14 protein-coding genes are annotated in these 12,278 nt (G+C 61.5%); 6 read left to right on the plus strand and 8 right to left on the minus strand.

Going from position 1 to position 12,278, the window contains the following annotated elements; translation table 11 throughout:
* Nucleotides 1-38 precede the first annotated feature (38 nt).
* Genes pqqE through pqqA form a run of 5 tightly spaced genes read right to left on the minus strand, consistent with a single transcriptional unit; the run spans nt 39 to nt 3,191 of the window.
* Entirely contained in the window at nt 39-1,142 is a 1,104-nt protein-coding gene (pqqE, locus tag J4E08_RS03250; RefSeq protein ID WP_349537265.1) for a pyrroloquinoline quinone biosynthesis protein PqqE, read from the minus strand.
* Nucleotides 1,139-1,426, minus strand: a complete 288-nt coding sequence (gene pqqD, locus J4E08_RS03255) for a pyrroloquinoline quinone biosynthesis peptide chaperone PqqD (RefSeq protein WP_183964548.1) — start codon at nt 1,424-1,426, stop codon at nt 1,139-1,141. Before pqqD ends, pqqE begins: the two co-directional genes overlap by 4 nt.
* Nucleotides 1,423-2,175, minus strand: a complete 753-nt coding sequence (gene pqqC, locus J4E08_RS03260; RefSeq protein WP_349537266.1) for a pyrroloquinoline-quinone synthase PqqC — start codon at nt 2,173-2,175, stop codon at nt 1,423-1,425. Before pqqC ends, pqqD begins: the two co-directional genes overlap by 4 nt.
* Nucleotides 2,172-3,068 (minus strand): pyrroloquinoline quinone biosynthesis protein PqqB, encoded by an 897-nt coding sequence (pqqB, locus tag J4E08_RS03265; RefSeq protein WP_349537267.1) that lies wholly within the window; start codon nt 3,066-3,068, stop codon nt 2,172-2,174. Before pqqB ends, pqqC begins: the two co-directional genes overlap by 4 nt.
* 24 nt (nt 3,069-3,092) lie before the next feature.
* Entirely contained in the window at nt 3,093-3,191 is a 99-nt protein-coding gene (gene pqqA, locus J4E08_RS03270; RefSeq protein WP_183964554.1) for a pyrroloquinoline quinone precursor peptide PqqA, read from the minus strand.
* A gap of 335 nt (nt 3,192-3,526) precedes the next feature.
* Between pqqA and J4E08_RS03275 the strand changes: the two genes are divergently transcribed.
* Entirely contained in the window at nt 3,527-4,369 is an 843-nt protein-coding gene (locus J4E08_RS03275) for a DUF2189 domain-containing protein (protein WP_502949234.1), read from the plus strand.
* Nucleotides 4,370-4,372: 3 nt separating this feature from the next.
* Here the strand turns inward: J4E08_RS03275 and J4E08_RS03280 are convergent, their stop codons facing one another.
* Complete coding sequence (locus J4E08_RS03280; RefSeq protein ID WP_349537268.1) at nt 4,373-5,137, minus strand: helix-turn-helix domain-containing protein; 765 nt, start codon at nt 5,135-5,137, stop codon at nt 4,373-4,375.
* A 445-nt stretch (nt 5,138-5,582) separates the two neighbouring features.
* Between J4E08_RS03280 and J4E08_RS03285 the strand changes: the two genes are divergently transcribed.
* The 4 genes from J4E08_RS03285 to J4E08_RS03300 all read left to right on the plus strand — a co-directional run bounded on the left by J4E08_RS03285 (nt 5,583) and on the right by J4E08_RS03300 (nt 10,051).
* Nucleotides 5,583-5,711 carry a hypothetical protein gene (locus tag J4E08_RS03285; protein ID WP_349537269.1) on the plus strand — a complete coding sequence of 43 codons (129 nt, stop codon included), beginning with the start codon at nt 5,583-5,585 and terminating at the stop codon, nt 5,709-5,711.
* Nucleotides 5,711-6,487 (plus strand): MBL fold metallo-hydrolase, encoded by a 777-nt coding sequence (locus J4E08_RS03290; protein WP_349537270.1) that lies wholly within the window; start codon nt 5,711-5,713, stop codon nt 6,485-6,487. Before J4E08_RS03285 ends, J4E08_RS03290 begins: the two co-directional genes overlap by 1 nt.
* Complete coding sequence (locus J4E08_RS03295) at nt 6,484-7,641, plus strand: RsmB/NOP family class I SAM-dependent RNA methyltransferase (protein ID WP_349537271.1); 1,158 nt, start codon at nt 6,484-6,486, stop codon at nt 7,639-7,641. The genes J4E08_RS03290 and J4E08_RS03295 overlap by 4 nt, the downstream gene beginning before the upstream one ends.
* 136 nt (nt 7,642-7,777) lie before the next feature.
* Nucleotides 7,778-10,051, plus strand: coding sequence for an ATP-binding response regulator (locus tag J4E08_RS03300; protein ID WP_183964963.1), 2,274 nt, complete (start codon nt 7,778-7,780; stop codon nt 10,049-10,051).
* A gap of 1 nt (nt 10,052) precedes the next feature.
* Here the strand turns inward: J4E08_RS03300 and J4E08_RS03305 are convergent, their stop codons facing one another.
* The gene (locus J4E08_RS03305) at nt 10,053-10,646 is read right to left on the minus strand and encodes a gamma-glutamyl kinase (protein ID WP_349537272.1); all 594 of its coding nucleotides are present in this window, start codon (nt 10,644-10,646) and stop codon (nt 10,053-10,055) included.
* Between the two features lie 175 nt (nt 10,647-10,821).
* Between J4E08_RS03305 and recA the strand changes: the two genes are divergently transcribed.
* Nucleotides 10,822-11,904, plus strand: coding sequence for a recombinase RecA (recA, locus tag J4E08_RS03310; RefSeq protein WP_349537273.1), 1,083 nt, complete (start codon nt 10,822-10,824; stop codon nt 11,902-11,904).
* Nucleotides 11,905-11,955: 51 nt separating this feature from the next.
* Here recA and J4E08_RS03315 read toward each other — a convergent pair whose 3' ends face one another.
* Nucleotides 11,956-12,162: a SlyX family protein gene (locus tag J4E08_RS03315; RefSeq protein ID WP_349537274.1), complete on the minus strand. Its 207-nt coding sequence runs from the start codon at nt 12,160-12,162 to the stop codon at nt 11,956-11,958.
* Nucleotides 12,163-12,278: the final 116 nt, after the last annotated feature.

Raw genomic sequence — 12,278 nt, forward strand, 5'->3', positions numbered from 1 at the left:
CTTGGGAGATATTCGGCCTCATAGAGCCGTGTGCATATCTATTGTGCAGGTTCTGCCACTTTTGGCGGCTGCGGACGGTACACGAGGGGCGCATCGCTGCGTGCGTGGGCGTCGGCGCGCGCTTGCAGGTCGATGTGATGCGGGGACTTCACGCAGACCGGATCGGTCGCGTTGGGGTCACCCAGCAGCGCCATGGCCTGACAGCGGCAGCCGCCAAAGTCCTTGAGCTTGCGGTCGCAAGAGGCGCAAGGCTCCGGCATCCAGTCCGTGCCACGATAGGCGTCGAAGGCCGCGCCTGCGTACCAGATGTCCTTGAGCGCCTTGTCGCGCACATTGTCAAAGGTCAGATGCGGGATGGACTGCGCCGCGTGACAGGGCAGAACCTCGCCGTCGGGCGCGACGTTCAGGCCCACCTGACCCCATCCGCCCATGCAGCGCTTTGGGTAGTCGGAGTGGTAATCGGCGGGCACGTAGTCGATGACCAGCGTGCCCTTCAGCGCGGTGCGCGCCTCGGTCACGATGCGGGTGGCTTCGATGGCCTGTTCGCGGGTCGGCATCAGCGCGTCACGGTTCTGCAAGGCCCAGCCGTGGAATTGCACGGTGGCCACTTCGATCCGGCGTGCCCCCATATCCTGTGCGATTTCCAAGGCGCGCGGCAGCTGGTGCAGGTTCTTGCGGTGCAGCACAGCGTTCAGCGTGAGGGGAAAGCCGATCTCCTTGATCCAGCCCGCGACCATCATCTTGCGGTCGAAGCCGCCCTTGTAGCCGCCGATCTCGTCGGTCATTTCCGGCGTTGTGCCCTGCAGGCTGAGCTGGATGTGATCCAGCCCGGCGGCGTCCAGGGCATGCAGCCGCTTTTCCGTCAGGCCGATGCCCGAGGTGATGAGGTTGGTGTAAAGGCCCGCGTCGCGCGCCGCCCTGACCAGCTCCACCAGATCGCGGCGCGAGGCCGGTTCGCCGCCGGAGAGGTGCAGTTGCAGTACGCCCAGATCTGCCGCCTCCTGAAAGACGCGCGCCCATTCGTCTGTTTGCAGTTCGGCATCGACGCGGGCCATCTGCGCCGGGTTGGAGCAATACGGGCAGGACAGCGGGCAGCGGTGCGTCAGCTCGGCCAGCATGGCGATGGGGGGCGGGGTGGTCATGCGACCTCCGTCATCAGGTCAAGAAAGCGACGATCTGCCAGCGTGCGCAGAAAGGCCGCGCTGTCCTTGGCAATCTGGTCGCGGGGGGCCTGGTATTTTTCAGCCAGACCCGCGGTGATGTCGTCAAAGCTGCGGACACCGTCCACCTCGGACAGGATGGCGTGGCCGATCATGTCCAGCGTCACGGTGCGTTCCGGCGCCAGCAGAACCCATGTGTCGCGCACCTTGTCGAAGTGCAGGCGCACGCCACGCGGCAAGGTCGGGATGGCGGTTGCGTCGATCATGATGCCTTTGCCAACAAAAGCCCGTCGCCCGGTTGCCAGCAGCCCGGTGGGATGCGCCCCTCCACATAGCCGTTCCAGAGCGCGTCAAGCTGCGCCCAAAGCACGTCGGTTTTGAATTCCAGCGCAGCGGCGGCCATGTCCTGCTTTTCGGCAGTGTCAGCGTGGTCAAGCACCCATTGCAGGCCGAAGGCCACGTCTTTAGGCGCTTCTTTCAGACGGTTCTGAAAATAGGAAAGAGAGGAATCATCCGCAAAATCATAATGTTGCAAGAGACCTTTGATGCGGTTTTCGTGGATGGCGGGGGCGAAGAGTTCGGTCAGAGAGGCGGCGACAGCCTCCAGCAGCGTCTTGTCGCGGACAAAGCGCACGTAGGCGTCGACGGCGAATTTGGTCGCGGGCATGATACCCTCGCGCGACTGGACATAGGCCGGATCAAGACCGACGGCCTGCGCCAGACGCAGCCAGCGCTTGATGCCACCTTCGTTGGTGTCTGTGCCGTCATGATCTTCCATCCGGGAGCGCCATATGCGCCGCAGGTCGGGGTCTTCGACGCGCGACATGAAAGCGGCGTCCTTGATCGGGATGGAATGCTGGTAGTAGTAGCGGTTGATGACCCAGGCGCGGACCTCGTCGGGGGTGCAGTGGCCCCCGTGCAGCCGGTCGTGAAATGGGTGTTTGTCGTGGTAGCGGTCGGCCCCGATCTGGCGCAGGCGATGCTCGAACTCTTGCGCCGAAGCTGCTGGTTTCATGGTGTTATCTCCATTCCGTCCTGAGCGATGATCCAGCCGTGACCCTCTGCCGTGTCGCGCTGGTCAGATCCGGGGCGCAGCACGGGATTGGTGTTGTTCATATGGACGTAGACACGCTGGCCGATGTTGAGATCGTCAAAGGCGCCGAGCGATCCATCGGGGCCGCTCATGGACATATGCCCCATACGCGCGCCGGTTTTCTGGCCCAAGCCTTCGGTGATCATCTCGTCATCCGCCCAAAGCGTGCCGTCAAAGAACAGCAGGTCCGCGCCGCGGATGCGCGCCTTCAGGTCATCGGTCAGACAGGCGCAGCCGGGGATGTAGTAGACCCGCTTGCCGGCGGCGGTCAGCTCGACCCCGACGGTGTTTTCGCCCAAAAGCTGCGTCTCCACCGTCTCGCCCTCCATATACAGCGGCACCTTGCCCGGAACGGCGAACAGCGTCGCCCGAAGGCCGGGTGCGAGGTCGAAGGGCCGGTTCAGCGCGATCGGCGTGCGTTTCACGACCGAGGCATTGAGCGCGTCGAATATGGGGTTGTCCCGCAGCACGCCGTGGATGGTTTGCGTGGCAAACAGGGTAAAGGGCTGCATCTCGCGCAGCGTCAGGAGGCCCGCCACGTGGTCGATATCACCGTTGGTGATCAGCACGGACGACAGCGGCAGGACGCGCAGCCCCGTGGGGTGCAGCGGTTTGGCATCGGTCAGTTGCTGACGGATGTCGGGGGAGGCGTTCAATATGGACCAATGCACACCATCGCCTGTAACGGCGAGCGAGGATTGCGTCTGGGTCGGTATTTCGCCTTCGCGGGCAAGGGTGCAATTGGGGCACCCGCAGTTCCATTGGGGCAGACCACCACCGGCAGCGGCCCCAAGAATGTGCGTGCGAAACGCCATAGTGCTATCCCGCACGCTGTCAGATCAGAACAGAACTTCGCGCTCTTCGTCGTTCTCCGGGCCGTACATGTTGATTTCCATGCCGCATTCGATCTCACGGATCTTCGGTGTGTTCCATGCCATCAGTCTATCCTCCAATTGACGTTTCAGCGTAGGTGTCAGGATTGCGCAGGTCTGCCGACGACGCCAGTCTTATATTCTGAGAGCGGCATAGACGATGGTCGGAGTTCACAAAGGTCTCCTGGGAAGTGTGCCTTAAGTTCGATCCGTAACGCGCTGTATAGGTTTATTAATCGCACGGCTTCGTGGGGCGCCCGAAGCGCGCGCATCTTTTGTCACCAAGGGACGCCGCTTAGACAAAGGTCTAAGTCAGAGTCAGATTTTCCTTCGCTTGACCTTGATCCCGGTGATCCGATTAACTGCGGGCGGGCCGGATTGCGGCGGACGGGAGAGGCGGTATGCCGGAGATGAGACAGGCAGAACCGATCGACAGCACGCCGCCGCTGGGTCCGAGCGACCTCGGGCCGGTGACTGTGGCGATGTTTAGAGAGGCCCTGAGGCGGGCGCTCCGCGACATGCGGCGTGCACCGGGGTTCGCTCTGGTCTTTGGTCTGCCGTGGGTCATGGGCGGATGGTTCATGATCTGGCTCACCTGGGTCACCGGGCAAAGCTATTGGCTGGTCTTTGCGGCCATCGGATTTCCGCTGATTGCCCCGTTTGCGGCTGTGGGGTTCTATGACGTCAGTCGGCGGCTCGAAGAAGGGCGGCCGCTGGACTGGAAGCAGATCTTTTCGGTGATCGGTCGTCAGTCGAAACGTCAGTTGCCGTCGATCTGCGCGGTGATCCTTGTGGTGTTCCTGTTCTGGTTTTTTATCGCGCATATGATCTTTGCGCTGTTCCTTGGTCTGTCGACGATGACCAATGTGTCTTCCAGCTTTGATGTGTTTCTGACGCCCAACGGGCTGGCGATGCTGGCGGTGGGCACGACGGTAGGCGCTGGATTCGCGGTGCTGCTCTATATGATCACGGTGCTGGCGCTGCCGATGTTGCTGGACCGGGAAATCGACTTTGTCACCGCAATGATCCATTCATTTCAATACGTTCAGCGCGAACCGTTACGCATGTTCGCTTGGGCCGCCTTTATCGGTGCGACGACATTTCTGGCCATGGTGCCGGGGTTCCTGGGACTGCTGGTCGTGCTGCCGCTGCTGGGACATGCCACATGGCATCTTTACGATATGCTGGCCTATGGGACCGGGCGCGGGGTGGCCTCATCGGAGGCGACCGCGTCGTTTCGGTAGGCGTCAGGATTGAAACGGTTCACCAATGCGCAGCAGCGATCGGATGCACGGCATGAGGTCGTCAGGGTTGCACAAGCCCGCGAGGCGCGCGGCGGGCAGGGCGTCTTTGATCCGGGGGCCAAGGAACTCGTAGGTCTGCCGCTCAACACGTCGTGCCGTTTCCTGGTCGCGGGCCGCGCGTGCGGTGTAGCCAAGCCAGAAATGACCCTCCGGCGCCGGGATCGGCGCGAGGTATTGGAAATGGGTGGTGGCGGAGCCGCGCCGACTGACCAGTATGGCAAAGCCGTCGTCCTGCGCAATCACGGTTCCCCCGAATTCGCGTCGCTGCTGGGTGGCGTCAAGCCCCTGGGCCAGAACCGCTTCCTTGGGATCGAACCCCTTGATAACCGTCAAATCGTTTTGACGTGAAATGGTGATGATGCCTTGGACGTAGACATCGTCCAGGATGAAACAGCGCCGCGTAAACCGGTAGAACCCAGAAGGCAAAAGGTCCTCGGACAGGGGGGATGCCGCGCGCCTGAGCAGAGCTGAAAAGGCTGGTTTGAGCTCTGGGACGTGGGTTTTGAACAAAATGCTGTCCACAGGTTCCAGCAGGATGCGCGCATCCACGCCAAAGTGGGAACAGATGCGGTGCAACACGTCCGGCCGCGGGAAGCTTTCGCCGCCGAGGTAGCGGTTGTACTGCGTGCGGTTGATGCCCAATTCGCGGCACAGGGCAGAAATGGACTTCGCCTGGCGCGACAGCTGCCGCAGGTTGGCCCCCAACATGCTGCGTAACGCTGCGGGGCTGGGACTGCGTGCTTTCTGGGCCTTTGATTTCAAAGGCTTGGCAGCTTCACCCTTTGGTATATTTCTATCACCGACCCGTGTCACTCTGGACGAATTGGAGGTGGACTCCGTCATGGACTGTTTCCGCCTAGCGTCACTTTTGATGGATTCAAGGAGCAATCATGTCGACTTTCGTCCTATAAATCAACCCGACGGGCTGGGCTTGCTGCACCAAGTACTCTGGAAAGGGGCTGACATAGGCGGCTTGATGCCGGTCGTGTCGCCAAGACACGTATGTGGCGCGATTGCGTTCGGCTCGGCCCGTGCGGCGCCCACGGACCGTTTCCGGTTGAAGGGTCAACAGTTCCGGCAGGGTCTTTGAAAGTGACCGCGGCTCTGGAAGGAGAGCCGGCCTTTCCTCCGGAAGGTGGCCGGGATAAAGCTGATGTTGAAAGATCACCTACTGGCGCGGCGGAGCAAAGAATTGGTCACTATGAAAATGGATCACGGGCACCTGCTTGGCATGGCGGGCGCACAAGTCGTCACCGTAATGCATTTCGACGGGGTTGCCTGATGCAAGGCGTGGATCGTTTTGACACCGGTGGGGTCGAGGTCATTTGCCTCACCGATGGTGCAACCGTGTTTGACCCTTCGGTTTTCGAGACCTGTCCGGAGGAGATCCAGCAGGCTCGGCTGGTGCTGGTCGGGCTGAAGGAAATCCAGTCCGAATTCAATGTCTACGTGCTGCGTCACGCGGGCGGCGTCGATCTGGTCGATACCGGCTGTGGCGCGCATTTCGGCGATAAGGCGGGACGTCTTGGCGCCTTGCTTGCCGAAATCGGTGTCTCTGCAGAGGACGTGGGGCGCGTGATCTTCACTCACCTGCATCGCGACCACGTGGGGGGCGCGATGGTGGAGGGCCGGCTGGCGTTCCCACGGGCGCGGGTTGTCGTGCATAAGGATGAGGTTGCCTTTTGGACCGGTAAAGAAGGGCCGGCGGATGATCTGCTCAAGGCGGTCACGCCTGAACTGGTCGCGCATGGCGCTGACCTCGGGCAGGGCATGACGCTGGAACACCTTCCCGGTCACACGCCCGGTCACAGCGGACTGCGGATCGGTGATCTGATGCTGGTGGCGGACATCGTGCATTCCGAAGCGTTGCAATTGCCCGATCCGTTCCTGTCTCCGATTTATGACGTGGATGGGGCGCAGGCGGCGGACACGCGCCAGCTGACGCTGGCCCGGATTGCCGACAAGGACCTGATCTGGTCGGGCTCGCACATGCGTGGACCGTCTAAATTCGCGCGGTTGCGGGCCGTGGGCGATGGCTTTGAACGGGTGCCGCTGTGACCCCGGCGGCCCGTGTTCAGGCGGCCATCGAGATACTGGATCGCGTTCAGGCGGGTGAAGCGGCGGAGAAGGCCCTGACCTCATGGGGCCGCCGCGCGCGGTTTGCCGGGTCAAAGGACCGGGCCGCCATCCGTGACCATGTGTTCGATGTGTTGCGCATGTGGCGCTCGACGGCCACGTTTGGCGGAGGGGAGACCGGCCGCGCCCGGATGATCGGGCTGTTTCGCGCGCAAAACCAGGATCCCACAGAGCTGTTCACCGGCCAGGGTCATGCGCCTATGGCTTTGACCGACGTCGAAGTGGCCGCTGGCGATGCGCCGGACGGGGCCGCGGCGCTCGACTTGCCCGACTGGCTTGCCGCCCGGTTCGCCGAGGATCTCGGCGAGCGGACCCACGAGACGGCAGAGGCGCTGCGCACCCGCGCGCCGGTGTTTGTCCGTGCCAATTTGCTGAAAACGGACAGGGAAAAGGCTCGGGCGCGGCTTGCCGAAGACGGGGTCGAGACGGTGCCACACGCCTTGGCCGAGACCGCCTTGGAGGTCACCTCCGGTGCGCGTGGTCTGATCCGCACGGACAGTTTCACCGACGGCTGGATCGAGCTTCAGGATGCGGCCAGTCAGGCTGTGGTCGAGATGATCCCGCTCGGCGATCCGACACGCATTCTGGATTATTGTGCAGGTGGGGGCGGGAAAAGTCTGGCACTGGCGGCGCGGGCGCCAAAGGCAGAGCTGTTTGCACATGACGCTGATCCCGGCCGCATGTCCGACCTGCCGAAACGGGCGCTGCGTGCCGGGGCGACCGTCACCTGTGTCGCCAGGCCCAAAGGGGTTTATGACATCGTCATGGCTGACGTGCCGTGTTCCGGAAGCGGAGCGTGGCGCCGTGCGCCCGAAGGCAAATGGCGGCTGACGGAGGCACGGTTGGCGGAGCTCACGGACATTCAAGCGGATATTCTGACCACCTGCGCGAAGCTCGTCCGTCCCGGCGGCGCGATGGTCTATGCCACCTGTTCCTTGCTGCGGGCAGAAAACGAGGCACAGATCGATGCCTTCCTCGCCAGCCACACCGATTGGCGCATTGGTCCCAACCGAGGGTTCCTGCCGTCCGACGGCGGTGACGGGTTTTACGCCGCGTGCCTGATTGCGCCTGATTGACGGGGACAACGTCCGACCCCAGTCATCGCGTTCAATCACCTGTTGAGGTGCGACGTTAACGCAACCTTAACCCTGACTGGCTTGGATGGTGCCAAGATTCGAATGTGAGGTTGGAGTGTCAAATATCGCAGGTGAGATGGACAGACCGCAATCCTTGACCCCCGTGTTCGGGGCCGCATTGCTCATCGTTCTTGCGGCTGGGGCGCTCTGGCTGTCGCAAAGCGCGACGACGCAACAGGTGCAGATTGCGGCCTTGGCGGCCACCGGCGCGCTCAGTGCGGTGGCACTGTTGTGGCTCTTGGCGGATGTTGTCTTGGCGAAGCGACGGTCGCATCAGGTGAAACAACTCGCGGATCTCGTCGAAACGGAACCGGGGTTTTGTTTCATCTGCGATGGGGGCGGCATCACGTTGCAGGCCAACGCCGCAGCCCGCGCCAGATTTCAACCCTCTCACCAGGAACCGCTGGCTGATGTACTGCGCGATATCTTTGCCTCGACCGAGGGGATCTTGTACCGGCTTCAGGACAGGGCGCTGAAAGAGGGCACCGCCTTGGAAGAGGTGACAAGCCATTCGGAAGGCTTCAGAATTTACGTTCGAGCCTTTTCGCCGGACGTGATCCTGTGGCGGTTTGAAACAGAAGCCCATCGCGGTGCCACGCCGGCGCGCGCCGATCAACCTGTGATGTCAGTCGGTCGCAATGGGGCGATCCTTTACATGAATCCCTGCGCGCGCGCCCTGGTCGGTGGCCGGGTAAAGCGGCTTCAGGATGTGTTCAGCGATCTGCCTTTACGCTCCGGCGGTGTGCATCACATACAAGCCGCGGACGGCGACCAGCGCGCCCTGGTACAGACCAATGACATCGGCGCAGGGCGGATTGAACTGGTGATCTCTCCCATCGCTGAAGAGGTCGAACAGGCAGACACAGCCGGGACGTTCGACGGGCTTCCTGTGCCTTTGCTGAAGGTCACGCCGGAGGGGCGCATCCTGCGCGCCAATCCGGAGGCGCGGCGCATGTTGAACCTCGAGAGTGGTGAGCCGGGTCATATTGCCGAGCATATGGAAGGGCTTGGCCGCGCTTTGAAAGACTGGCTGCAAGAGGCCGTTGATGGTCGCGGCCTCCATCGGTCTGAGTTCCTGCGCCTGACACGCGCCGACCGCGAAGTCTTTGTGCAGGTTACGCTGAATCGCGTTGTGGAAGACGGCGAAAAATGTCTGATCGCGGTGTTGAACGACGCGACCGAATTGAAAACGCTCGAAGCGCAATTCGTGCAAAGCCAGAAGATGCAAGCCATCGGGCAGCTTGCCGGCGGTGTCGCGCATGATTTCAACAATCTTTTGACTGCAATTTCAGGGCATTGCGACCTCTTGTTGATGCGTCACGATCAGGGCGATCCGGAATACGGTGACCTTGTTCAGATCAACCAGAACGCCAATCGCGCGGCGGCTTTGGTGGGGCAGTTGCTGGCCTTCTCGCGCAAACAGACCATGCAGCCGGAGGTGCTGGACCTGCGCGACACGCTGTCCGATCTGGCACATTTGCTGAACCGTCTGGTGGGGGAGCGGGTGCGACTGACACTGCGCCATGACCCGGTTCTGCCGCCTGTTCGTGGTGATCGTCGTCAGCTTGAACAGGTGATGATGAACCTCGTGGTCAACGCCCGCGACGCCATGCCGGACGGCGGGGAAATCGTCGTGGAAACAGAGCGTCGCGAGCTGCGCGAGCCGCTCAAACGCGATCGCGCGGTGGTGGCGCCCGGCACCTACGTGTCCGTCCGCGTGATCGACGAAGGCATGGGCATCCCGCCGGACAAGTTGCAGAAGGTGTTCGAGCCGTTCTTTACAACCAAACGTCCCGGCGAAGGGACGGGGCTTGGGCTCTCGACCGTCTATGGGATCGTCAAGCAGACTGGAGGGTTCATCTTTGTCGACAGCGTGGTCGGACAGGGCACCTGCTTCACGCTGCTGCTGCCCTCGAACGAGATAGACGCGAAAGCTGCAACTGCGGTTGTCGAGGAAAAGACCGTCGCCAAGCTTCCCGAAAAAGGGTCCGGCGTCGTGCTTCTGGTCGAGGACGAAGCCCCGGTCCGTGCCTTTGCTGCGCGCGCACTGCGGCTGCGCGGCTACACGGTGATCGAAGCGGAGACGGCGGAGGATGCGCTCGCCACGCTGGAGGACGAGGCCCTGGGCGTGGACATCTTTGTCACCGACGTGGTGATGCCCGGAATGGATGGGCCGACCTGGGTGCGCAAGGCGCGTGTGAATCGACCCGACACGCGGGTGGTCTTTGTCTCCGGGTATGCCGAGGATGCCTTTGGAGAAGGATCGGAAGCCATTCCAAACTCCGTCTTTCTGCCCAAGCCGTTCTCATTGTCGGAATTGACGGAGACGGTTCACCAACAGCTCCACTAGCTCACAAGGCGCTGTCCCAGATGGCAAAATCATCGGCACATTTGCGGCGCAATTTGACTTCTGTCTCTGTCGTTAATTCGGTGTCCCGCCTGGGCGACACATTTTCCCGTGGCAGGTCGATGGTCGTGTTCAGCCGCGTTTCCAGGAAATCAATCAGACCGGATTGATTCTCGTATTTGAACAGATGCGTGACGGAGATCCCATTGGGGCGCGGCTCGACGAATTTCGCCTGACTGCCCACATTGGCAAACGGCGGTCGGTCGCCGGTGGCATAGGCCTGGCAGAAATCGTCGAAGCTCATCCCGCGTGTCGACGTCGGACGGCCCTCAAGAAACCCGCGTTGACGATAGCGATACCACGAGCCGAGCCAGGAAATCGGTTCACGGATCACCGCGAGCAGCTCCATGTCATCGCCGCCAACCTTTTCCAGCATGGGTCGGAAGAACCGGTTATAGCGATAGACCGGCGCATGTTTCAGCTCTGGCGGGTCATTCACGACCATTGACGCGAGGGGACCCAAAGCGCGGGCATAGGCCGATGTTCCAGTCTTGGGCACAGCGAGCATCACCAGCCGAGGCTTCCAGAATATCAGCATTTCTCTCAAGCCCCTCACATTCCTCAATGTTCTTTTAACCAACAAGTGTCAGCCTGAAAAAGGCAAGATTTAACTTGATATGTTCTCACTTTGTGCTCATATCTGATGAGAACAAGCCGCGAACAAAAGCGACATTGCCGCGTTACGGCGCGTGTGAAATAAGGAGCCAACCCCAATGGCAACGGCAGATCTTCTGAGCATGGACAACAAGAAAAGCGCAGACAAGCAAAAGGCGCTCGACAGCGCCCTGGCCCAGATCGAACGGCAGTTCGGCAAAGGGTCCATCATGAAACTGGGCGGCGACAACGTCCTGCACGATATCGAGGCGACGTCGACCGGGTCTCTCGGTCTTGATATCGCGCTCGGGATCGGCGGTCTGCCCAAGGGGCGGATCATCGAGATCTATGGCCCGGAATCGTCGGGCAAGACCACGCTGACCCTGCATGTGGTGGCCGAGGAACAAAAGAAGGGCGGGGTCTGCGCCTTTGTTGACGCCGAGCACGCTCTGGATCCGCAGTATGCAAAAAAACTGGGCGTCGATCTGGACGAGCTGCTGATTTCGCAGCCTGACACCGGCGAACAAGCGTTGGAGATCGTCGATACGCTGGTGCGGTCGGGCGCGGTCAGCCTTGTGGTTGTCGACTCGGTGGCGGCATTGACGCCGAAGTCCGAGCTCGAAGGGGACATGGGCGACAGCAGCGTCGGTGTTCACGCCCGCCTGATGAGCCAGGCGATGCGCAAGCTGACCGGGTCGATCAGCCGATCGAAGTGCATGGTGGTTTTCATCAACCAGATTCGGATGAAAATCGGCGTCATGTTCGGCTCGCCCGAAACCACCACCGGCGGCAACGCGCTGAAGTTCTACAGCTCCGTGCGTCTCGACATTCGTCGCATCGGCGCGATCAAGGACCGCGACGAAGTTGTGGGCAACCAGACCCGCGTGAAGGTGGTGAAGAACAAGGTCGCGCCGCCGTTCAAGCAGGTGGAATTCGACATCATGTATGGCGAAGGCATTTCCAAGATGGGCGAAATGCTTGATCTCGGGGTGAAGGCCGGCGTCGTGGACAAATCCGGCGCGTGGTATTCCTACGGCGATGAACGCATCGGGCAGGGCCGCGAAAACGCCAAGACATACCTCAAGGAAAACAAGCGTGTGGCGCTGGAGATCGAAGACAAGATCCGCGCCGCGCACGGCCTGGAATTCGACATGCCGCCGGACGATCCGGACCTTGTGGACGACGACGATAAGGCGAACTGACACACGAACGGGCGCTCATCTGGGCGCCCGTTTTCGTTAAACCATCACGGTTCAGTAATGCGGGGGCCGTTCGTCGCCAAAGATGGCGGCACCGGGGGCTTCGGATTGCCGGTCAGCTTCGCGGCGGACCAGCAGATCGACCCTTTGGGTGAGGGCGCGCAGCTCCATATCCTGCTTGGCAATCACGTCGGACAGCTCCTCGACGGTTTTGTACAGGTGGGCGACCTGTTCTTCCATCTCTTGCGTACGGTCTGACATGGCGGTCCTCTTTGGTGTTTCGTCTTCCCTAAGCGCGGCTGCGTCACATCGCAAGAGCGGCGCTTGCTTGCCCCCTCGGGCCGGAGCCGATAGAGGAAGCGCGACGGACAAACAGC

It is taken from the genome of Sagittula sp. NFXS13, from assembly GCF_040148795.1.
Lineage (GTDB): Bacteria > Pseudomonadota > Alphaproteobacteria > Rhodobacterales > Rhodobacteraceae > Sagittula > Sagittula marina.